The sequence below is a fragment of the Marinobacter sp. JSM 1782161 genome (genome assembly GCF_011421605.1).
In the GTDB taxonomy this organism is placed as follows: Bacteria; Pseudomonadota; Gammaproteobacteria; order Pseudomonadales; family Oleiphilaceae; genus Marinobacter_A; species Marinobacter_A bohaiensis.
The window spans coordinates 236326-257970 of the sequence record NZ_WSSA01000002.1; the positions used below are offsets into that span (position 1 = coordinate 236326).

At 61.9% G+C, this 21645-nt stretch carries 16 protein-coding genes; 5 read left to right on the plus strand and 11 right to left on the minus strand.

What is annotated here, in order from left to right:
- Positions 1-253 precede the first annotated feature (253 nt).
- The 3 genes from GQB00_RS01045 to GQB00_RS01055 all read right to left on the minus strand — a co-directional run bounded on the left by GQB00_RS01045 (position 254) and on the right by GQB00_RS01055 (position 2954).
- On the minus strand, positions 254-1006 hold the full coding sequence (locus GQB00_RS01045) for an SDR family NAD(P)-dependent oxidoreductase (protein WP_165854931.1): 753 nt from the start codon (positions 1004-1006) through the stop codon (positions 254-256).
- Positions 1007-1071: 65 nt separating this feature from the next.
- Complete coding sequence (locus GQB00_RS01050; protein WP_165854932.1) at positions 1072-2109, minus strand: transketolase family protein; 1038 nt, start codon at positions 2107-2109, stop codon at positions 1072-1074.
- Entirely contained in the window at positions 2106-2954 is an 849-nt protein-coding gene (locus tag GQB00_RS01055) for a transketolase (RefSeq protein WP_165854933.1), read from the minus strand. Before GQB00_RS01055 ends, GQB00_RS01050 begins: the two co-directional genes overlap by 4 nt.
- 199 nt (positions 2955-3153) lie before the next feature.
- Here GQB00_RS01055 and GQB00_RS01060 point away from each other — a divergent pair, with 199 nt between their 5' ends.
- Positions 3154-4140: a LysR family transcriptional regulator gene (locus GQB00_RS01060; RefSeq protein ID WP_165854934.1), complete on the plus strand. Its 987-nt coding sequence runs from the start codon at positions 3154-3156 to the stop codon at positions 4138-4140.
- A 77-nt stretch (positions 4141-4217) separates the two neighbouring features.
- On the opposite strand, the gene GQB00_RS01065 is transcribed toward GQB00_RS01060, so the two are convergent.
- From GQB00_RS01065 to pyrC, 5 genes are all read right to left on the minus strand, one after another.
- On the minus strand, positions 4218-5474 hold the full coding sequence (locus tag GQB00_RS01065; protein ID WP_165854935.1) for a TRAP transporter large permease: 1257 nt from the start codon (positions 5472-5474) through the stop codon (positions 4218-4220).
- Positions 5475-5489: 15 nt separating this feature from the next.
- Positions 5490-6077: a TRAP transporter small permease gene (locus GQB00_RS01070; RefSeq protein WP_165854936.1), complete on the minus strand. Its 588-nt coding sequence runs from the start codon at positions 6075-6077 to the stop codon at positions 5490-5492.
- 2 nt (positions 6078-6079) lie between these two features.
- Positions 6080-7048 carry a TRAP transporter substrate-binding protein gene (locus GQB00_RS01075; protein ID WP_165854937.1) on the minus strand — a complete coding sequence of 323 codons (969 nt, stop codon included), beginning with the start codon at positions 7046-7048 and terminating at the stop codon, positions 6080-6082.
- Positions 7049-7397: 349 nt separating this feature from the next.
- A complete protein-coding gene (rnt, locus tag GQB00_RS01080; protein ID WP_165856478.1) occupies positions 7398-8033 on the minus strand; it encodes a ribonuclease T in 636 nt (211 codons plus the stop codon).
- Between the two features lie 78 nt (positions 8034-8111).
- Positions 8112-9146 (minus strand): dihydroorotase, encoded by a 1035-nt coding sequence (gene pyrC, locus GQB00_RS01085; protein ID WP_165854938.1) that lies wholly within the window; start codon positions 9144-9146, stop codon positions 8112-8114.
- Between the two features lie 171 nt (positions 9147-9317).
- Between pyrC and GQB00_RS01090 the strand changes: the two genes are divergently transcribed.
- The 3 genes from GQB00_RS01090 (at position 9318) to GQB00_RS01100 (ending at position 14634) form a co-directional block, all read left to right on the plus strand.
- Complete coding sequence (locus GQB00_RS01090; protein ID WP_165854939.1) at positions 9318-10223, plus strand: flagellar protein MotY; 906 nt, start codon at positions 9318-9320, stop codon at positions 10221-10223.
- A gap of 197 nt (positions 10224-10420) precedes the next feature.
- Positions 10421-11635 carry an argininosuccinate synthase gene (locus GQB00_RS01095; protein ID WP_111496880.1) on the plus strand — a complete coding sequence of 405 codons (1215 nt, stop codon included), beginning with the start codon at positions 10421-10423 and terminating at the stop codon, positions 11633-11635.
- Positions 11636-11916: 281 nt separating this feature from the next.
- Complete coding sequence (locus tag GQB00_RS01100; RefSeq protein ID WP_165854940.1) at positions 11917-14634, plus strand: penicillin acylase family protein; 2718 nt, start codon at positions 11917-11919, stop codon at positions 14632-14634.
- 326 nt (positions 14635-14960) lie between these two features.
- Here the strand turns inward: GQB00_RS01100 and GQB00_RS01105 are convergent, their stop codons facing one another.
- Both GQB00_RS01105 and GQB00_RS01110 read right to left on the minus strand, forming a co-directional pair.
- The gene (locus GQB00_RS01105; protein WP_165854941.1) at positions 14961-17687 is read right to left on the minus strand and encodes an Ig-like domain-containing protein; all 2727 of its coding nucleotides are present in this window, start codon (positions 17685-17687) and stop codon (positions 14961-14963) included.
- Between the two features lie 367 nt (positions 17688-18054).
- On the minus strand, positions 18055-18828 hold the full coding sequence (locus GQB00_RS01110; RefSeq protein ID WP_165854942.1) for an enoyl-CoA hydratase: 774 nt from the start codon (positions 18826-18828) through the stop codon (positions 18055-18057).
- Positions 18829-19143: 315 nt separating this feature from the next.
- On the opposite strand from GQB00_RS01110, the gene GQB00_RS01115 reads away from it, so the two are divergent.
- Positions 19144-20658 (plus strand): fumarate hydratase, encoded by a 1515-nt coding sequence (locus tag GQB00_RS01115; protein WP_165854943.1) that lies wholly within the window; start codon positions 19144-19146, stop codon positions 20656-20658.
- 125 nt (positions 20659-20783) lie between these two features.
- Here the strand turns inward: GQB00_RS01115 and GQB00_RS01120 are convergent, their stop codons facing one another.
- Complete coding sequence (locus tag GQB00_RS01120) at positions 20784-21638, minus strand: aldo/keto reductase (protein WP_165854944.1); 855 nt, start codon at positions 21636-21638, stop codon at positions 20784-20786.
- Positions 21639-21645 lie beyond the last annotated feature (7 nt).

Below are 21645 nucleotides of genomic sequence, written 5' to 3' on the forward strand. Positions count from 1 at the left end.
GATCCGAAAGAAGATCGTTGGATTTATTGTTATGGGTTTGCGTGAACCAACTCAATCATGTGCTCTTAAGTGTCTTTTAAGCTGTCCTTAATATTGTCGGAGGCTCCCAAAGACCCGTTGGGTTTGGGCTGCGGGACATAAAAAAGGCCGAAGCGGAACTCCGGCCAAAAGGAGGATGGCATTGCCAACCCAGGACGTCTGGTGTGACAGACCGTCGAAGGAGATTGTGATTTCCTGGTCGAAGAACGATGGATCAGTGGATCAGTGAGCCACCGTTTACATCGACTTCCGAACCCGTGACGTAACTGGACAGATCCGAAGCCAGGAACAGGCAGCAACCGGCCACTTCGTCAGCCTTGCCCGCGCGGCCCATGGGGATGCCCGCCAGCACTTTGGTATTCATCTCCTCGGTCATCTTGCCGGCGGTGATGTCGGTGGCGATAAAGCCCGGACACACAGCGTTGGCGCGGATGTTGTCCGGTGCGAAATCCCGGGCCGTGGCCTTGGTCAGGCCCAGTACCCCGGCTTTGGCCGCCGAGTAGTGCGGGCCGCCGAACACGCCGCCGCCACGCTGGGCGGACACGGACGAGATGTTGACGATGGAGCCGCCATGGCGCGCCTGCATGTGGGGAATCACGGCCTGGCTCATGTACAGCGTGCCGCGCAGGTTTACATCCAGTACGGCGTCGTAGTTCTGGGGTTCGATGTCCAGCAGGCGCACCGGCTGGGTGATGCCGGCGTTGTTGACCAGGATGTCGATCTGGCCCCAGCGGTCGATCAGGGTCTGGATGGCGGTCAGGCAGTTTTCCCTGTCGGTGACGTTGCAGGCCAGGCCCACGTGCTGCTCGCCCAGATCCCGCGCGGCGTCTTCCGCCGCTTGCTGGTCCAGATCCAGGATGGCCACCGTGGCGCCATGTTCGGCAAACAGTTTGGCGGTGGCCTTACCCAGGCCGTTCTTGGAGGCTGCGCCGGTGACGACGGCAAACTTTCCGCTCAGGATACTCATAGTGTTCTCACTCTCTTGTCGTTGTTGGGGTGTGGTTCCGGTTGTCTTTGTTGCGGGACGCTCGTTCAGCCCAGCCAGGCCTTGGTCTGGCGGATTACGGCCTCGGTGGAGATGCCATACTGGTCGTGCAGGACGGGCAGGGCGCCGGCATCCAGGAACTCGTCCGGCAGCGCGATCTGCCGGAAGGCCGGCGTCACCGCGTTACGCATCAACGTGCTGGCAACCGCTTCGCCCAGGCCGCCGATCACCGAATGGTTTTCCGCCGTGATGACCAGACGGCCCGGCTTGCGGCAGTGCTCCAGCAGGGTGGCCTCGTCCAGGGGCTTGATGGTCGGGGTATGCAGAACGCCGACATCGACGCCGTCTTTGGCCAGGGCTTCGGCGGCTTCCAGGGTGCGCATGGTCATGAAGCCCGAGGAGACGAACAGAACGTCCTTGCCGTCGCGCAGTAACTTGGCCTTGCCCAGCTCGAACTGGTAGTTCTCATGCTCGTGCAGTACCGACGGCACCTTGCCCCGCAGCAGCCGCATGTAGACCGGCCCGTTGTAGTCGGCGATGGCGTGGGTGGCCTGTTCGGTGTCCAGCGCGTCGCACGGGTCGACGATGGTCAGGTTGGGCATGCCACGGAAGATGGCCAGGTCGTCGGTGGCCTGGTGGCTGGGACCGTAGCCGGTGGTCAGGCCCGGCAGGCCACAGACGATCTTCACGTTCAGGTTGTCCTCGGCAATGGCCATGCAGATGAAGTCATAGGCACGCCGGGAGGCGAAAACCGCATAGGTCGTGGCGAAGGGCGTAAAACCTTCTTTGGCCAGGCCGGCGGCAGCGCTGATCATGACCTGCTCGGCCATCCCCATCTGGTAGAAACGCTCCGGATAGGCCTGGGCGAATACGTGCAGGTCGGTGTATTTGGCGAGGTCGGCGGACAGGCCGATCACATCGTCACGCTGTTTGGCGATGTCGACCAGGGCGTGACCGAAAGGCGCCGCCCTGGTTGGCATGCCGTCTGCCGACAGCGAGGCAATCATGGCCGAGGTGAGCTGGCGTTTGTCGGCGTCCACCGGGTGTCTTGGTTCCCACTTTGATCCACGTCTGCTCAATGTCATAACGGCTTACCCTCCTCAAGAACGTTCAGGGCGAGATCCCACTCATCGGATTCCACGCGCACGAAATGCGTGATTTCACGTTCCTCCAGGAAAGGAACGCCTTTACACATCCTGGTGTTGCAGATGATGACGCGGGGCTTGGGCTCGTCGAGATAACGGGCGTTATCGAACGCTTCGACCAGGGCATCGATGTCGTTTCCGTCCACGCGCTGGGTGTACCAGCCAAAGGCTTCCCACTTGTCCTGCAAGGGCTCGGATGAGAGTGTCTGGGTGGATGGCCCGTCGGCCTGCTGGTCGTTGAAATCGACGATGCAGATGAGGTTGTCCAGCTTGTGGTGGCTGGCGGACATGGCCGCTTCCCAGGTGGAGCCCTCGTTCAGCTCGCCGTCCGACATCAGGTTGTAGATGAAAGACCCTGACTGCTTGCGTTTCAGGCCCAGCGCCATGCCGACGCCGATTCCCAGACCGTGGCCCAGCGAGCCGCCGGTGATTTCCATGCCCGGTGTGTAGGAGGCCATGCCGGACATCGGCAGGCGGCTGTCGTCGGTGCCGTAGGTTTCCAGCTCGAACTCCGGCAGGACGCCTGCCTCCAGCAGCACGGCGTAGAGGGCGATGGCGTAGTGTCCGATGGACAGCAGGTAGCGATCGCGGCCTTCCCATTCGGGATCGTCCGGTCGGTAATTCATGGCGTGGAAGTAGGAAACGGCGAGAACGTCCGATACGCCGAGTGCCTGGCCGACATAGCCCTGTTTCTGGACGGCGCCCATGCGCAGGGATTTATGACGTATATTCCAGGCCCGCTCCGCGAGACTGATATTGGCGTCACTGGTTGCAGTAATAGTCATGTCGATATCTCTTGTTTTATTGCCGGGTATGGTTCGATTCGGCCTTTGCGTAATGACGACTATCAATGTCTATCTGACGCCCTTTTTGTTCAATCAGATGATCTTAAGCGTCTGTTAACCTATACTTAACAAACCGGCCGGGCCTCGCTGGTGGCTCGGCAATGTACTGAAAACAAAGACAAAACAAGTTGGTTGAACGATGTCTCGAGACCCCAGCCTGAACGGCATGATTTACTTCGAAGCGGTGGCCAGGCATGGACGGGTGGCCCGGGCGGCCGACGACCTCAAGGTGTCGCCTTCGGCGGTCAGTCAGCAGATCAAGTTGCTGGAGGAGGTTCTGGGTGTCAGCCTGTTTCGCCGGGACAAGCGGCAACTGAGCCTGACGCTGGAAGGGGAGCAGCTGTTTACCGCGGCGACGTCAGCTTTTGGCCTGCTGCGCAACGCACGACAGACCATTTCCCGGCAGCGCGAGAGCCATCAGCTGATCATCCGGATGATGCCCAGCTTCGCAGTGCGGTGGCTGGGGCCGCGTCTGGCTGGGTTCATCCGCCAGAATCCGGAGTGGGATCTGCGCATTGATGCCAGTCCCGATCCCTCCAATTTCGATCGCGAAGTGGTGGATTTCGATATCCGCTACGGGCCGGCGACGTGGGAAGGGCTGCACTGCGAGTTGGTTCTGTCGGACTACGTCATGCCGATGTGCAGTCCGGCGTATCGCGATATGCTGCGTGAAGAGTACGGCGGCGACGACCGTGAAATGCTGTGCAACGCCCGACTGATCGACAGCGTCAAGGCGGTCATCCAGTGGGACAACTGGCTGGCGGCCCAGCGGATCTCCCGGTCCTCGAAATCGGCGGCGCTGCGCTTTGATCGGTCCTCCATGGCGCTGGAGCAAGCGGTCAATGACATCGGGGTGGTGCTTGAAGCCACGACACTGGCACGCAAGGAGCTGTTCGACGGCTCGCTGGTTCCGCTCGCGCCGACCCTGGATGTGGTGCGCTTCCCCGCCTACTGGATCGTCAGCCCCAGCCGCCATCAGAGTCGCAAGCTGGTGCAGGTCTTCAAGAACTGGCTCCTGGCGGAAGCGGAAGAGCACGAGCGGGTCATGCTGGCGTTTCTCAAGGAGCACAACATGACCGCTAACAGCACGCTGGACGTGTTCAACAACATCACGCCCCGAAAATAAAACCACGCCGGCTGTGCCGGCGTGGTTGTGTCATCGCTCCGGAGCGATTCGGTCAGTCCATTCAGCGGCTGTTCCGGTCAGTACAGGGTCAGGGCCGGCACGTAACTGATCAGCGCCAGGATCGTAATGGCCAGCAGATAGAATGGGCCCAGCTCTTTGACCACGCTCCCGACTGAGGTCTTGGCGATGGTGGAAGAAATGTACAGCGTGGTGCCCACCGGCGGCGTATAGAGGCCTATCGCCAGATTGACCACCATCATCAGACCCAGTTGCACCGGATCCAGCCCGATGGAAGCGGCAATGCCGGTAAACAGTGGCCCGAGCAGGAGCACTGCCGCTGGCAGGTCGAGGAAGGTGCCGACCAGCAGCATGATGATGTTCATGGCCAGGATGACCTTCCAGGGATCGGACAGGGATGCCGTTACCCACGTGGCCAGCTCCTGGGGAACCTGCTCCAGGGTCAGGATCCACTGGATCACCGAAGACGCCATGATGATGACCATGACGGCGCCGGTCATCACACCGGTTTCCAGAAGGGCGCGGAGGATGCCGGACCAGCTCATGTCCCGGTAGACCACGGAGCCGACGATCAGTGCATAGCCGACGGCCATGACGCTAACTTCGGTTGGCGTGGCAATGCCGAATCGCAGGGTGCCGATCACGAAGACGGGCATCAGCAGGGCCGGGAAGGCGTGCTTGAGCTCGGATTTCCACTTCTTCCAGCCGCCTTCGACCGGCGAGGGCGGAAAGCCCCGCCGCATGGCCGAGAACCAGGTCAGCGCCAGCATGCCGACGCCCAGCAGAACCCCGGGGATGATACCTGCCACGAACAGGTCGATGATCGAGGTGTTGGACACCAGGCCGTAGAGAATCAGGGGAATCGAAGGCGGAATCAGCACCGACACCGTCGACGACGACGCGTTGACCGCCGCGGCAAAGCCCGCGGGATAACCGCTCTTCTTCTGGACCGGGATCAGCGCGTTGCCCAGGGCGGAGGCATCGGCCACCGCCGAGCCGGAAACGCCACCGAACATGACTGAGCCGACGACGCTGACGTGGCACATGCCGCCGCGGAAGCGGCCGACCAACAGTTTCGCGAACGCCACCAGGTGCTCACCGAAACGGCCTGACATCATCAGGCTGCCCGCCAGGATGAAGAACGGGATGGCCAGCATGGGAAAGCTCTGGGTTGGGGTGTAAAGGCGCTGCCCGAGCACCGCCAGGGACTTGCCTTCCACCAGGAGGGCAATACCGGATGCACCGATCATCGCGAACGCCACAGGCACCGAGATCAGTAGCAGGATGGGGAAGACCCAAATCAGTAAAGACGCCATTGTTATTCTCCCGCCTTAGCTGTAGTTGGTCGCTGTCGGATCGTCGGCATCAACCCGGCGGCCGCTCAGGTAGTCAATGGCCGTCAGTAATCCGATGACGGCGACCATCGAAAAGGCATACACCAGGCTGGCGTACCCGTAGATCTGGGGGATGCCAGTTTCCGCCAGGCGGCTGAATTGCGACGCCTTGATGATCGGCATCGAGTAATAGACGACGCCGGCCGACACCAGGCTGACAAACACGTTGATGGCTATGGCCAGGACCCGGCGCAGAGGCGCGGGCAGAAGGCCAATGATGACGTCGACGGCAATGTGCCGCCCCTGGGCGGCGGACATCACGACACCGCCGGCCACGCACCAGGGGAACAGGATGGCCGGGATCTCATAGGCCCAGGTGATGCCGCTGTCGAAGAAGTAGCGGAGGATCACGTTCAGCAGGATGGCCGCAAACATGGTCACCAGCGTCACCACGACTACCGCCGCCCCGGACAGGTTAATGAGACCGGCCGCTTTCCGGATCAGGGCCCGGACGGCGCCGGAGCGATTACGCCCCGCCACCGCCTGTGCGTCCACGTTCACGGGAGACACCTCGAAAGTATTCATGGTTAGTCCGCCGCTTTGCGCAGGTCGCTGACGAAACTACCCATTTCCTCTTCGTACTTCTTGTAGACGGATTCGGTCGCTTCGACAAATGCGTCGCGGTCCACATCCGCGAATTGTCCGCCCTCGTTCTTGATGGCGGTCTTCAGGTCCTGATTCATGATGTAGTTGCGCCCGCGCTGGTACCACCCGGCCTGCTTGGCGGCCTGGGTAACGCATTGGCGGTCTTCGTCGGACAGGGACTGCCACCAGCCGAGGCCCGCCACCACCGGCGTGCTCTGGTACTGGTGGCCGGTCATGGAGATGTAGGGCGTGATTTCGTGAAGCTTGGCCGAATAGATGTTGGTCAGTGGGTTCTCCTGGCCGTCGAAGGTGCCGCTGCGCAGGGCCGTCGGCAGCTCACTCCAGGCCAGCGGTGCGGGGTTGGCGCCCAGGGCCTTGAAGATGTCGATGGCGACCTGATCCGGCGGTGTGCGGATCTTCATGCCTTCCAGGTCGGACGGTTCCTTTACGAACTTGTCCGCGTGAGTGACATTGCGGAATCCGTTGTCCCAGAAAGTCACGATCTTGAGCCCGGACTGCTGGGCCTTCTTGTCCAGCTGGTCGCCGATCGGGCCGTCCAGTACCCGCCAGACGGCCATCTCATTCTCGAACAGGAACGGCAGCCCCAGCGCCCCCACTTCCGGCACGATCTGGGCCAGAGTGCCCTGGGAGTTGGCGCTCATCTGGATAATGCCCGCGGTGGCGGACGTCAGCATCTCGGCGTCATCCCCCATGGTGGCCGAAGGCGCGACGTTGACGGTCAGGTCCGAAGAGCAGGAAGGCACGATGGCGGCAAATACCTGAGCCGCTTCGTAGCGCGGGTTACCCGGGTTGGCACCGTGGGCGAAGATCAGTTCGTCAGCCTGGGCATGAGCCGCAATGCCGCCGGAGACAAGGGAAATAGCAAGGATGCTTTTGGCGAGAGACTTCATTGTTTTCTCCTGAGAGTCATTGGACTTGTTGTCTTCTCAAGTTGGTGGACACGCTTGGCATCGTTGTGCTTGTTCGGCGTCCTACAGGCCAATACTTGATCTAACCCAAACTGAATTCAATGAGGTAGTCTTAACGAGAAGATAAGCTGAGCTTAACTGATCCATACGTGATCCCCGAAGCATCTGCGCATCAGCAATTTGTCGGGAGGGGCGTCGGTTGCAGGGTGGGCGATGCTGGCGTATGGCCGCCGGAGTCGAGCCTGGGAGCGGCGGTGAGCCCCGGCCTTGCGGAAAGGCCGGGGTGCGGGATTGGAGAGGGCATGTCTGGCGGTTGCTGGCGGAACCGGTCTTACTCGGTTTCGTCGGACGCTTCTTCCACCTGCGGCGGCGGGAAGCCGCCCAATTCCTTCCAGCGATTGACGATGCCGCAGAACAGGTCGGCGGTTTTCTCCGCGTCGTAGGCCGCGGAGTGCGCTTCGCGATTGCTGAACGGGATGCCGGCGAGTTTGCAGGCCTTCGCCAGCACCGTGTGCCCGTACGCCAGGCCCGCCAGGGTGGCGGTGTCGAACGTGGAGAAGGGGTGGAACGGGTTGCGCTTGATGCCGCAGCGGTCGGACGCGGCGAACAGGAAGTTGTGGTCGAAGGTGGCGTTGTGGCCGACCAGCACCGCGCGCTTGCACTCGTTGCGCTTCACCGCCTTGCGGATCGGGCCGAAAACGTCGCTCAGGGCATCGCGCTCGTGCACTGCGTCGCGCTCCGGATCCCAGGGGTCGATGCCAGTGAAATCCAGGGCCGACTGTTCCAGGTTGGCGTTGTCGAACGGATGCACCGAGTAGGCGATCGTTTCGCCGCGCTGCAGCCAGCCGTCATCGTCGATTTCAATCAGGACCGCAGCCACCTCCAGCAGGGCGTCCGTGTCGGCATTGAATCCGCCGGTTTCCACATCCACGACGACAGGCAGAAAGCCGCGAAAACGGGCGGCCATGGGGGAGGTTGGTTTGTCTTCCTCGATCACTGAGTACCCTTACTGTTAATGACTTGATTCGGTTGCGGCCCGCCGGTATCAGGCCTGCAGGCGCCAGCGGATCTGCTCGCCCGCCCGCAGCGGTGTGATACGACCGCTGCCCAGCGGCAGACTCTCAGCCTGGGTCCAGGGCTCGCGCACCAGGGTGATGGTGTCCGTGTTGCGCAGCAGGCCGTAGAAGTCCGGGCCGTTGAAGCTGGCGAAGGCTTCCAGGTTGTCGAGCGCGCCCAGGTCGTCGAAGGCTTCGGCGTAGAGTTCGATTGCCGCCGGCGCGGAGAAGCAGCCGGCGCAGCCGCAGGCGCTTTCCTTGCGGCTGGTGTCGTGGGGCGCGGAATCGGTGCCCAGGAAGAAACGGCGATCGCCGCCAACCACCACGTCCTGCAGGGCCTGCTGGTGGCGCTGGCGTTTGAGGATGGGCAGGCAATACAGGTGCGGGCGCATGCCGCCGACCAGCATGTGGTTGCGGTTGTAGAGCAGGTGCTGCGGGGTGATGGTGGCGGCCAGGTTGCGCTCGCTTTCCAGCACGAACTGGGCGGAATCCTCGGTGGTGATGTGTTCGAGCACCACCTTCAGGTCCGGGAAGCGCTCCCGGGTCGGCGCCAGCACACGCTCGAGAAAAACCTTCTCGCGATCGAAGATGTCGATGTCGCTGTCGGTGACCTCGCCGTGCACCAGCAACAGCATGCCGCACTCGCTCATGGCTTCCAGCACCGCATCGATGTTGCGGATATCGGTCACGCCGGAGGATGAATTGGTGGTGGCGCCGGCCGGGTAGAGCTTGGCGGCGATCACACCCGCCTCGCGCGCCTGGCGGATGTCCTCGGCGGTGGTTTGCTCGGTCAGGTAGAGGGTCATCAGCGGGTCGAAATCCGCGCCCTCGGGCAGCACGGCCATGATGCGCTGACGATAGGCTAGGGCGTCACTGGCGTTGACCACCGGTGGCACCAGGTTGGGCATGATGATCGCCCGCCGGAAGCAGCGCGCCGTGGCCGGAACGACATCGGCCAATACCTCGCCATCGCGTACGTGCAGGTGCCAGTCATCGGGGCGGGTCAGCGTCAGGGTCGTGGTCATGGGCGTCAATCTTCCAATCCGGTGAACAGAATTTGCTGCGGAGTATACCAGACCCGGCGTTTGGATGGACGGCCGGGAAATTTCCGGCGAACGGCTAAAGCTTCGCGCCGGGCGGCCGATAGGTGAAGAGTCAACGCAACTTTTTCACGCAGTCACCACGGGTTATCGGCGATGCGACGTTCTCTGCGCCCCCTGCTGGTCGTTCCTTTACTGGCGTTCCCCCTGACGGGGACCGAAGCGGCCAGTTACGGCGCCGGCATCGAAAACAGCCAATGGTATCTGGCCTCCTCGGTTTTCAGCTGTTCGCTGACCCATGAGGTGCCCGGGTACGGTCGAGCGGTGTTCCAGCATCGGGCCGGCGATGAGCTGCGCTTTTACCTGGAGTCGGACATCCGCCTGATGAAAGTGGGCGCCGGTTACCTAAACGTCGAAGCGCCGAGTTGGCGGCCCGGCGTCGCGCCGACGCGTCTGGGGCGGGTACAGGTGACCACCGAGCAGCGTTCGGTGGAAGTCGATACGCCGCGGGCGATGGCCATGGTTCACGGTCTGCTCAAGGGCATGGCGCCGACGGTGACCAGCGAAGCCCGCTACTCCAGCGAGCCGGTCCGGGTCCAGCTGTCGAACATCAACTTCGCCGGCACTTACCAGGACTACCAGATCTGCGTCGCCGGGCTGCTCCCGGTGAACTTCGACCAGATCAAGCGCTCGCGGATTCACTTCAAGCTCGACAGTGCCCGGCTCAGCGATGCCGATCTGGATCGCCTCGACCTGATCGTCCAGTTCATTCACGCCGACAACAGCATTGCGCGGATCTTCGTGGATGGCCACACCGATCGCAGCGGCACCCGCATCCACAACCGCACCCTGTCCGAGAACCGCGCCAATGCGGTGGCGGAGTATCTCAAGGCCAATGGCATCGCGGCCGACAAGATCGTCACCCGTTACCACGGCGAGCGCTACCCGGCCTCCGGTAACCCGGCCGACAACCGCCGCACCACGGTTCGCCTGGAGCGAGAGGGCGAGCGCCGCTCGTTGCAGCAGGCCGAGGCGGACATCGACCCTCGCAGCAACGGCTGACCATGCCCGTCCGGGCAACCATTTGCACGCTGCAATTGGAAGCGCGGCGGCGCTGCCGTACAATATGCGCCTTCATTCTGAATCGGTCGCACCGGTGCTGACACGCCGGGGCGTCGTTCATCCATTGTAGGAACGGCTGGCGAACCGCCTCGGGGCGGCCGCTGGTGTTCCTATTCTGATCGAGTCGGAGCATGGACATGTCAAATATCAATAAGGTGGTGCTGGCCTATTCCGGTGGCCTGGACACGTCGGTCATCGTGCGCTGGCTCCAGGACACCTACAACTGTGAAGTCGTAACCTTCACAGCGGACCTGGGGCAGGGCGAGGAAGTCGAGCCGGCACGAGCCAAGGCCGAAGCGTTGGGCGTCAAGGAAATCTACATCGAGGACCTGCGCGAAGAGTTCGTGCGCGATTTCGTGTTCCCGATGTTCCGCGCCAACACCATCTACGAAGGTGAGTACCTGCTGGGCACGTCCATCGCCCGACCGCTGATTTCCAAGCGCCTGATCGACATTGCCAACGAGACCGGCGCCGACGCCATCTCCCACGGTGCGACCGGCAAGGGCAACGACCAGGTCCGTTTCGAACTGGGCGCCTACGCCCTGAAGCCGGGCGTTCATGTGATCGCCCCCTGGCGCGAGTGGGACCTGAACTCCCGCGAGAAGTTGCTGGCCTACTGCGAAGAGCGCAACATCCCGGTCGAGAAGAAGAAGGGCAAGTCCCCTTACTCCATGGACGCCAACCTGCTGCACATCTCCTATGAAGGCATGGTGCTGGAAGATCCGTGGGCCGAGGCGGAAGAGGAAATGTGGCGCTGGAGCGTGGCTCCCGAGCAGGCGCCGGACCAGCCGACCTACATCGAGCTGACCTACGAGAAGGGCGACATCGTCGCCATCGACGGCGAGCGTCTGAAGCCGCACGAAGTGCTGAGCCACCTGAACAAGGTGGGCGGCGACAACGGCATCGGCCGCATCGACATCGTCGAGAACCGCTATGTGGGCATGAAGTCCCGCGGCTGCTACGAAACCCCGGGCGGCACCATCATGCTGCGTGGCCACCGCGCCATCGAGTCCATCACCCTGGACCGCGAAGTCGCGCACCTGAAAGACAGCATCATGCCGCGCTACGCTGAGGTCATCTACAACGGTTACTGGTGGTCACCGGAGCGTGAGGCGCTGCAGGCCCTGATCGACCAGACCCAGAGCTACGTCAACGGTACCGTGCGTCTGAAGCTCTACAAGGGCAACGTCGAAGTGGTCGGCCGCAAGTCCGACGATTCCCTGTTCGACGAGAAGATCGCCACCTTCGAGGAAGACCAGGGTGCCTACGATCAGAAAGACGCGGAAGGCTTCATCAAGCTGAACGCCCTGCGTCTGCGGATTGCGGCCAGCAAAGGTCGCAAGCTGAGCTGATCCTGCCAGGAGGCCGCCGCCCGGCGGTCTCCTGTTCTTCTTTTCCCGCCCAGTTCTTCCATAACCTGTTGCCCCCTGAATCCGGATCTGCCACTGCTTACCGACCCGCGCCGGGAGCGGTTTTCATCGTCTTCTGGCCGTGCGGAAAAGTCCTCGTTTAAAAGGTGAATTGTGACTCAGTTTTTGCTGGGAGGGGCCGTTGCCTTCTGCTAGATTGGTTGATGAGTCGTTTTTCGACTCTTTCTCATTTCCAACAATTCCAATAAGACGGAAAAACAACCATGAAGCATTTCAAAAAGGGATCGGGCGCTGCCCGACGGACGCCGTGGCGTGCCCTCGGAGTGGCTGTTGCCGGAAGTATCCTGCTTGGCGGGTGTTTTGACGGGGATGGTGGTTCCGGGGATGACGCCTCAGCGGATCCGCTCACACCGTCTGACGGCCAGTTGACTGCTGATATTCGCCGCACGACGAACGGCGTCCCCCATATAAAGGCCGACGACCTGTCTTCGGCGGCATTCGGCGCCGGCTATGCGCAGGCCCAGGACAACATCTGCCTGCTGGCTGAAGCCATCGTCAAGGCGCGCAGTGAGCGGGCCAAGTACTTTGGGCCCGGTGCCGGCAGCATCAACATCATCACAGACTTTTCCTACAAGGCGCAGGACATCCTGTCCGGCGCCGAGGCCGACTACGACAGCTTGTCCGATGAGAGTCGGGCCATGATCGACGGCTTCACCGCGGGCTATAACAAATACGTGGCGGAGACGCCGGGCTCGGACTTGCCTGCTGAATGTCGGGACCAGCCATGGGTCAAGGTGATCGAGCCGACCGATCTGCTCGCCCACTATCGGATTGTGGGGCAGTACGCCAGTGGGGCGCTGTTTGCGACCGGGGCGGTTTATATCGCGGTACCGCCGGGCGAGTCGCCCAACCCGGTTCCCGTGGCCAGCGCGACGAGTGAGAAGAGGCTGGAACCAGGCTTGGTAACCGAGGATGCGCGTCTGCTGGCCTCGAAACGCACCAACTTTAATGAGACCGGTCTGGCGAGTAATGCCTGGGGTATTGGCGGTGATATGACGGAGCAGGGCCGCGGCGCGTTGCTGGCCAATCCGCACTTTCCTTATACCGGCCACCGACGCCTCTACCAGATGCAGATGACCGTTCCAGGTTATCTGAATATCAATGGCGCCGGGCTTCTGGGCACGGCCATTCCACTGATCAACTTCAACGAGAACCTGGCCTGGTCCCACACAGTAACCACAAGCCGGCGCTTCACGTTCTACGAACTCACTCTGAAAACTGGCGACAATCTTACCTATATCAAGGACGGCGAGGAAAAGCCGATCACCTCGAAGACCTTCCAGATTGAGGTGGCTAACGGCACGGCATCACCGACGGTGTTGGAGCGGACGTTCTATTTCTCCGAGTACGGCCCGATGGTGTCGGCGAACGCCGCCACCGGTGGAGGGCTACCGGTCTGGGGTGACCCCAACTCACAGGGTACGACCGTCGCCTACACCTACCGGGATGCCAATGCGAACACCAGTGGCCTGCTGGATACGTGGCTGCAAATGAGCCGGGCATCGAATCTGACGGAATTCCAGGACGTCTTCCGCAACTGCGGCTCCACGTTGTGGACCAACTCCACCTACGCGGACGATCAGGGCAACGCCTTCTACATCGACAGCAGTTCGGTGCCGAACCTGTCACCGGCCGCATTGTCGACCATTGACTTCAAACGTCGCTTCAGCGCGTCCTACAACACGCTGTTCGAGAACGGCCTGACGCTGCTGGATGGCAGCACCTCCCGCGATGACTGGGTGGAAGGTGATTGCAACGGGCTTGTGCCGTATGAAAATAAGCCCAAGCTGTTGCGTTCGGATTGGGTACAGAACTCGAACAGCAGCTACTGGGCGACGAACCCGGATGCGTTCCTGACGGACTACTCACCGCTATTCGGTGCTGAAGATAGCGTGATCAACCCGCGCACTCGCCTGGGCATCAAGATGCTCCAGAACCCGCTCGACACGGGGTTGGATGCCAATACGCCAGCGCCGGCGGGGCAGGATGGCAAGTTCAGCGCCCAGGATCTGATCGGCGTGATCTGGAACAACCGGGCCTGGTACGCGGAAGAGTTTCTTGAAGAACTGCGTGACCGCTGTGACCTGATCGGTTCCGGTGATGTGACGGTGGACGATGCGCTGTTGCCCGCCACGCCAAATCTCGATCCGCCGGGCACGGGCGTTCGTAGCGTCGCCGATGGCTGTACCGCACTCCAGAACTGGAACGGCACCTACGAACTGGACAGCACCGGTGCCCACACTTTCCGGGCCTTCGTAGATATTTACCTGCGGAACTTCCCGGACGACCTGCAAACGGAGTTCGACGCCGACGATCCGGTCTACACACCGGCTGATCCGTCAACCGACAATCGTGGTCTGGCTGACGACGCCATGCTGAAGTCGTTGGCTGCGGCGCTGGTTGTTCTGGACGATGCCGGTATTGCTTACGACGCGCCCCTGGGTGACGTTCAGTACTTCCAGCCATCCGGTGGGGTACCGCCAGGCGGCGATGCGTCGGGCGTAGTCACCCAAAGTGTCCGGATTCCCTGGCACGGCGGGGACGGTAACGTGGAAGGCGCCTTCAACGCCATTGGTGTTGTGGATTCCAGCTTCGCCGAGGACACGATTATTCCGCGCTATAACACGCCGGAGTACGAAGCCGCCGATGGTAGCCGGGTAGCCGGCGGAATCTCCAGCAACAGCGGCGAAGGCTGGAAGATTTCCCGGGGGACCAGTTGGCACTTCGGTCTGGAGTTTACCGACAACGGCCCAGAGGCCTACGGTCTGGTGAGCTACTCGGAATCGTCCGACGCCAATTCTCCGTACTTTACGGACCAGAGCGAGCGGTACTCGAACAAGGATTTTCGCAAGCTGTTGTTCACCGAAGCGGACATTGAGGCCAACCTGCTGCCACAAGGGGAAACGACGATCACTGAGTGATCTGAAGCAACAGGTCAAACTGAAGGCCGGCTTCCTCGGGAGTCGGCCTTTTTTGTGTCTGGGAAGCCCTGCATGGCAGACAGGGACCGACTGTTGGTTAAGGCCTGGGTAGTGGTCGCCCGGCATTCGAAAACGTCGCTCTGATGACCCGTCGCGTCGGTGCAGAGTGACTGTTATCGCAAACGGTTGCGGTGGAGGGATCGTTGACGGGAGCTGGTCTTGGCGAACCTGATGGAAGCCCCGGGAGAAAGTGATTGGTCATGAAAAAGCCCCCAGCCTTGCGGGTGGGGGCTCTGGCGTTTGCCTACGCGCTATGTGCCTGGCTGTTAGTTGCTACCAAACAGCGTGAGCGTCTCGGTGACCATTTGGCCAAACGTTGCGGGAACATCCGCGGAAACGGGAGTGCCGTGAGAACCCTCATCGTAGGTTGTGATATTGGTCAGCCCAAGTGTCAGCGGCTGTGTGCCGGCGAGCGGGGCATTGAAGCTGTCGACGGTCACGTTGACGGTTGTACCGTTCGCTTCCGTCTCGAAGGTGCCCTCCAGCGCCGGGATGCCCCACTGGGCGTCATCTGCCGCATTCGGAATAACCGTATCGCCGTTGATTTGAGACAACAGGATGGTATTCGGAGCCGCAAAGTTATCAACGAAGTTCACTGGATCAGCCGTATCGACCGTCGCCTGGAAGACGTTGAAGTAGGTCTCCAGATCCGCATCCCCCTGGGCAAGGCCGGCTGAGTTCTGCAGGCCTAGCAGGATCTGCGGCGCGAAGGTCGGGGAATTTTCCAGCAGGCGGACGATGCCGCCGCCAGGCGTCAGCAGGCTGGCCGCATTGATGTCGTTAAAGGTTGACGGGACCAGTGTGGCGCCGCTGCCGTCGACCAGCGTGGCATCCAACTGGTTGGCATTAACACTGGCCAGGAAGGGCGTGCCCGTGATCGTGCCCAGGGAGTGGCCAGCGAAATAGACAGAAGGTGCGGCGCCGATTGTTGCCAGCGTCGACCCATCTGTATCGGGAAGCTCCAGGCCTGGAATGCTTGCGCGCAGGTTCATTTGATCCACCGCGCTCTGACGGTTGTTGTCTCGAGTGGTCAGGAAGCTTGTCAGGTTGATATAGAGGCTGCCTGAGTCACCAACGCCCGCGTCGTAGTCGATAGCGGCCGGGGTGCTCGGCGCGGCGGCGTAGAGCCCAAAGTGGCGTTCGTTGCCAACCATCGGTGCGAGACCCGGAATCGTACTGCCTGCATTTTGCGCTGTGTTCTCAATGGAGACCAGTCCAGCCATGTCGTCAGCGGCTGTTGCCGAAGTGCCGGCGCAGGCACCGCCGATCACTTGCAGTTTTGCTGTATCGGTGTCAGAGCTCAGGCCGGTACAGCCGGCGTCAATCAGTTGCTGGAGCAGTCCGGAGGACAGCTGGCTGGCCAACAGTGCCGAGCGATTGGTGTCATTGACCGACAGGCCGGCTCCAGTAAGCAGTTGATCCGACAGCGCCTGTTGCTCGGCATCTGTAAAGGCTGCCACACCGTGCAAGGGCTGATCGATGGCGAACACGGCATAACCACCGGCCGCCAGTGCGGTGCCAAAGGTTAGTGCAGCACTGCGATCCGTGGTAATACCATGCTGGTAGAGTACGACACCGTTTATCGTGCCTGAAGCGGGATACAGCGCCAAAACGGGGACGTCGACGGTATCCGTTTGCTCTGGGAACGGGAAGATGTAGTTGACCGCGGTGGAAACGCTTGAATCGGCCTGGGGCAGGGACAGGCCTATGCTCGCAAAGGCGCTGTTCAGGCCCGCTGCGATACCGCTGTCGGCCTGCCAGGAGTCAGTCGCCACGGTGCTTGCCGTTGTGCCCAGGTAGTAGGGCAGTTCAACCGTTCCCTGAGCGGCGAGTACGCCGTCGGATCCCGTAACTTGTGCGGCGAGGGCCGAGACGAGACCAACTGGTGTGCCGGTGGCCGAAAGCGTGATGTCTGTGGGGAACCGGTTGACGCCGGTCACGGGAGTGGGCAATACGTTGATGAAGTTGGAGGCCAGCGCTACGCCTGCGCAGTCAATGGCGGATTCACCGGTTTCACCTTCACATGGAGCGCCAGAGCCAAACAGCGTAGCCAGCTTGTCGGCGATCGTGGAGCCATCGTCCGTCGGTATGTTGGGGAAGAGTGTGACCGCACCGGTAACCGCCGTGTTCACGTCGCTGTAGGACGAAGCACCGCCTTCAACAGCTGAGCTGGCTGCCGAGACCTTGACGAAGGTCTCTACCTGATCCGCGAACCAGGCACCGGGCTCGGCAATATACTGCAGCACCTTCTCGTCGTTGGAGGTTGTAAAGCTATAGCTCAGTGCGATCTGGTCATCCGTGAGGCCCAGGGCCCCCTCGATGCTTGGTTCCCAGAGGCTGTTGATCAACGTCCGCACCGCCGCCAGGGCGGAGTTGCCCAGCGGCTGGGTTTCATCGGTCAGGTTCTCGTAGGAGGGCGAGGCGAGAATGCTGTCTCCGTTGAGATCTTTGACATCCTTCGTTACCACGGCGATGTAGCGCTTGCGCGGCTCGAGTGGCTCAAGGGGCAGGATGCGGATAGCCGAAGTGCCGTCCAGGGTTTCGACGTCAGCCCGAACGTTGGCGGCACCGGCAACCGTGGGCGGCTCGCCATTGCTCAGGCCCTGAACCGGATCGCCACTGGCGTATTCCAGTTGCAGCAGGAAAACCGTACCGGCGTTTACGGTGGCCGGGTCTACCTGACCATTGAGCTGGATCACGGCCGGCGCCACGGTGGATGCGCCACTCAGTTCATTCAGCGCGGTGGTGACGGGCGGGGACGAATCACTCACGCCGAAGGTTCCATCACCCTGGTCGGAATCGAATATCAAGTCGTTGGGAATCGGCAATTCACTGGTGATTGGGTTGAAAATAGGCCAGGTCTTGCCATCGCGATCCGGGTTGCTGATCTGATAATCCGGATTCGCGTTCTTGTCAGAGGAGCCGTCATCCAGACAGCCGGTGAGTCCAACGGATGATGCCACGGCGAGACTTATTAGTGTTTTTCTCAACATGGGTGGAACCTTTTCCTGTTGTTGTATCGTTATTGTGGGCGCTGCGCGAGCGGGGTGCCCCGGTGTCGTACAGTTGCCTTTTTATCGAGAAAGCGTCGTCTGAAAACTGTTCTCTGGAAACCGATCTGAAATCAGGGAGCGGACGATTCAGCCGGGCTCCAGTCAGCGCTCCGGTGCGCAACACCGGCAGTTTCTTGTCATCCTGACTATATCGAAAGCCACCGAAAGCTGTTGATCGCTCTAAAGTGTGATTCTTCGACGTTCGTCGATTGGGAGCGGTCAACCTGTATGAAAAATAGATCGGGGTTTGACGTCTGTCGAATGGTCAAACCCCTTGCGAGGCGGGACGGGCGAGGATGGCGTGATTTCAGCCGAAGTGGCTGAAATCCGGCTTGCGCTTTTCCTGGAAGGCGCGGAAGGCTTCGGCGGCTTCGTCGGATTTCAGGCGCTCGCCGAACAACTCGCCCTCGGCGAGCAGCGCGGCCTTGAGATCGTCCTTGTTGGGCCGGTTAAGCAGTGCCTTGGTGGCGCGGATCGCCGCCGGTGGCTGCGCCGCGAGGCGCTGGCAGGCTTGCAGGGCGTCCGTCTCGGTCTGTTCCGGGTCGCAGATGCGGTTGATCAGGCCCAGCCGGTCGGCATGCTCCACGTCGAATGCATCGCCCAGCATCAGGAGTTCCGCGGCGCGAACGCGGCCCAGCCACATGGGCAGCAGCAGACTGGAAGCGCCCTCGGGGCAAAGTCCCAGGTTGGCGAACGGCATCTGGAAGCGGGTGTTGCGGCCGGCGTAGACCAGGTCGCAATGCAACAGCATGGTCGTGCCGATGCCCACGGCGGGCCCATTCACGGCCGCGACGACGGGTTTCTCGGCGTTCGCCAGGGCGAACAGGAAGCGCCCGACCGGGGTGGATGCGAATTCGCCGGGCAGTCCTTCGGCGAAATCCGACAGGTCGTTGCCGGCAGTGAAACAGTCGCTGTGCCCGGTAAGCAGCGTGCAGCGGATGGTGGGATCGGCTTCGGCCTGCTCCAGGGCTTCGGCAAGACCGGTGTACATGGCGTGGTTCAGGGCGTTCTTGCGCTCGGGGCGGTTGATCCTGACGCGCAGGATGCGGTCCTGGATATCGGTCTGGATGAAGTCGGTCACGGGGCTCTCCGTTGATGGTCCGGTGGTCGAAAACCTTGCGGGTGTCTGAATCGGATCGCGGCATGTCATTGTATTGGTGTGGGTGCGCGATCGCGTCCGGCCATTAAAGCGGTATGTGGTCCCCTTTTGCAACCAGATTCAGCTGTACGCTTTCGGTAACGGACTCTTACGCGTCACTGCGTGAGCCAAAGCAGGCCACACGCTGATTCGGCCCGTCAGATCGGGTACAATGTGGCGCAATTTTTGATCGTTTGCCCGGGGCGCCAGCGCCGGCTCACCGGCAAACGGAAAAAACCACAACCGATGAGAGCCAATATGACCACCGTGATTCGCCAGGACGACCTGATCGAAAGCGTTGCCGATGCGCTGCAGTTCATTTCCTACTATCACCCGAAGGATTTTATCCAGGCCGTCCACGAGGCCTACCTGCGGGAAGAATCCCAGGCGGCCAAGGACGCCATGGCCCAGATCCTGATCAACTCCCGCATGTGCGCCCAGGGCAAGCGTCCGATCTGTCAGGACACCGGCATCGTCACGGTCTTTGTAGAAGTCGGCATGGACGTGCAGTGGGACGCGCAGATGTCCCTGGACGACATGGTCAACGAAGGCGTGCGTCGCGCCTATACCCATCCGGACAACGTCCTGCGCGCCTCGGTCCTGGCGGATCCGGACGGCAAGCGCCAGAACACCAAGGACAACACGCCGGCGGTGATTCACCACAAGCTGGTGCCGGGCGACAAGGTTGAGGTGCATGTGGCGGCCAAGGGCGGCGGCTCTGAGGCCAAGTCCAAGTTCGCCATGCTGAATCCGTCCGATTCGGTGGTCGACTGGGTCCTGAAAATGGTTCCGCAGATGGGCGCGGGCTGGTGTCCGCCGGGCATGCTGGGCATCGGTATCGGCGGCACCGCTGAAAAGGCGATGGAGCTGGCCAAGGAATCCCTGCTGGACCCGATCGATATCCATGACCTGAAAGCTCGCGGCGCTTCCGATCGTTCCGAGGAACTGCGTCTGGAGCTGTTCGACAAGGTGAACGATCTGGGCATCGGTGCCCAGGGCCTGGGCGGCCTGACCACCGTGCTGGACGTGAAGGTCAAGGATTACCCGACCCACGCGGCCAACAAGCCGGTGGCGATCATCCCGAACTGCGCGGCGACCCGCCACGCCCACTTCGTGCTGGACGGCTCCGGCGCGTCACTGCAGACGCCGCCGAGCCTGGACGACTGGCCGGAGATTACCTGGGAAGTGGGCGACAACGTGCGTCGCGTCAACCTGGACACGGTGACGCCGGAAGACGTGCGCGACTGGAAGCCGGGCGAGACCGTCCTGCTGTCCGGCAAGATGCTGACCGGCCGTGACGCGGCCCACAAGAAGATGGTCGACATGATCGAGAAGGGCGAGGAGCTGCCGGTCGATCTGAAGGGCCGCTTCATCTACTACGTGGGCCCGGTCGATCCGGTGCGCGAGGAAGTGGTGGGCCCCGCGGGTCCGACCACCGCGACCCGCATGGACAAGTTCACCCACACCATGCTCGAGAAGACCGGCCTGACCGGCATGATCGGCAAGGCCGAGCGCGGCCAGGTGGCGATTGACGCCATCAAGGAATTCGGTGCCGTCTACCTGATGGCCGTGGGTGGTTCGGCCTACCTGGTGTCCAAGGCAATCAAGAACGCCGAAGTGGTGGCCTTCGAGGAACTGGGTATGGAAGCCATCTACGAGTTCGAGGTGGAAGACATGCCGGTGACGGTTGCCGTCGATTCCAAGGGCAGCTCTGTGCACCAGACCGGCCCGGTCGAGTGGCACGAGAAGATCATTGCCGCCAAGGCGGTGTGATCGCCGGTACGTTCCGGTAACAAAAACGGGGCCTTGCTGAGGCCCCGTTTTTTATGGCAGAAAGACAATCGTTCCAGCGAGACGATGAGAGCGGCGATTGTCGCCCTGACAGCAACCAGCCCAGCCTAAGGCACTTCCTGTCCCCGCGCCGCTTCCAGCAGCGCAAACCAGTCCGTCCGTTTCAATTCCGCGTTCAGGCCGGCCAGGGCTTCCTCAATGCGACCCGGCTTCATCGAGCCCAGCACCGGTGTCGGCTGGCCCGGAATCATCCGCAGCCAGGCCACGGCCAGTGCGGTGGCGGACAGTCCGGTGTCCTCCTGCAGGCGTTTCAGCGTTTCGGCCAGCGCGCCTTCCTGCAAGGCGCCGCCGCCCAGCGGTGACCAGGCCAGCCAGTGCAGGTTGTCGCGCAGGTGCGCTTCGAGCGTGCCGTCGGACAGCGCAGCGTTGGCGCGCAGGGACAGTTCGCTCTGGTTGCACACCAGCGGCAGCTCGGTATTGGCCTGCAGCCAGCGCCACTGTTCCGGCAGGAAGTTGGAGACGCCGATACGCGCGACCTTGCCGGCCCGCACCGCGTCCTCCAGCGCCCGCGCCACGGACGCGGCGTCCATCAGCGGGTCGGGTCGATGGATCAGGAAGGTGTCGATCTGCTCCATGGCCAGGCGTTGCAGGGAAGCGTCGATAGCGCTGGCGACGTAGCCACCCTCGGCACGATAGTGCTTCACCACGCCGTCCCTGGCGTGGACGATGTCAGTCTTGGTGATGACCCGCAGGCGCTGGCGCAGTGCCGGACGGGCTCGCAGGGCCTCGCCGAACGCCGACTCGCACTGGGTGTCGCCGTAGATGTCGGCGTGGTCGAAGGTGTCCAGGCCCTGGTCCAGGCGGGCCTCGATCCAGTCGGCCAGGGCATTGGAAGTGGCCAGTTCGGGGTAATCCGACAGGCGCATAAAACCAAGGATCAGGTCGGGGTAGGGCGATGTCATCAAGAGG

Excerpts from the sequence above, each read along its gene's own strand:
- GQB00_RS01045 (WP_165854931.1), bottom strand. The coding sequence starts at position 1,006 with ATGAGTATCCTGAGCGGAAAGTTTGCCGTCGTCACCGGCGCAGCCTCC.
- GQB00_RS01050 (WP_165854932.1), bottom strand. The coding sequence starts at position 2,109 with ATGACATTGAGCAGACGTGGATCAAAGTGGGAACCAAGACACCCGGTG.
- GQB00_RS01055 (WP_165854933.1), bottom strand. The coding sequence starts at position 2,954 with ATGACTATTACTGCAACCAGTGACGCCAATATCAGTCTCGCGGAGCGG.
- GQB00_RS01060 (WP_165854934.1), top strand. The coding sequence starts at position 3,154 with ATGTCTCGAGACCCCAGCCTGAACGGCATGATTTACTTCGAAGCGGTG.
- GQB00_RS01065 (WP_165854935.1), bottom strand. The coding sequence starts at position 5,474 with ATGGCGTCTTTACTGATTTGGGTCTTCCCCATCCTGCTACTGATCTCG.
- GQB00_RS01070 (WP_165854936.1), bottom strand. The coding sequence starts at position 6,077 with ATGAATACTTTCGAGGTGTCTCCCGTGAACGTGGACGCACAGGCGGTG.
- GQB00_RS01075 (WP_165854937.1), bottom strand. The coding sequence starts at position 7,048 with ATGAAGTCTCTCGCCAAAAGCATCCTTGCTATTTCCCTTGTCTCCGGC.
- rnt (WP_165856478.1), bottom strand. The coding sequence starts at position 8,033 with ATGGCCGCCCGTTTTCGCGGCTTTCTGCCTGTCGTCGTGGATGTGGAA.
- pyrC (WP_165854938.1), bottom strand. The coding sequence starts at position 9,146 with ATGACCACGACCCTGACGCTGACCCGCCCCGATGACTGGCACCTGCAC.
- GQB00_RS01090 (WP_165854939.1), top strand. The coding sequence starts at position 9,318 with ATGCGACGTTCTCTGCGCCCCCTGCTGGTCGTTCCTTTACTGGCGTTC.
- GQB00_RS01095 (WP_111496880.1), top strand. The coding sequence starts at position 10,421 with ATGTCAAATATCAATAAGGTGGTGCTGGCCTATTCCGGTGGCCTGGAC.
- GQB00_RS01100 (WP_165854940.1), top strand. The coding sequence starts at position 11,917 with ATGAAGCATTTCAAAAAGGGATCGGGCGCTGCCCGACGGACGCCGTGG.
- GQB00_RS01105 (WP_165854941.1), bottom strand. The coding sequence starts at position 17,687 with ATGTTGAGAAAAACACTAATAAGTCTCGCCGTGGCATCATCCGTTGGA.
- GQB00_RS01115 (WP_165854943.1), top strand. The coding sequence starts at position 19,144 with ATGACCACCGTGATTCGCCAGGACGACCTGATCGAAAGCGTTGCCGAT.
- GQB00_RS01120 (WP_165854944.1), bottom strand. The coding sequence starts at position 21,638 with ATGACATCGCCCTACCCCGACCTGATCCTTGGTTTTATGCGCCTGTCG.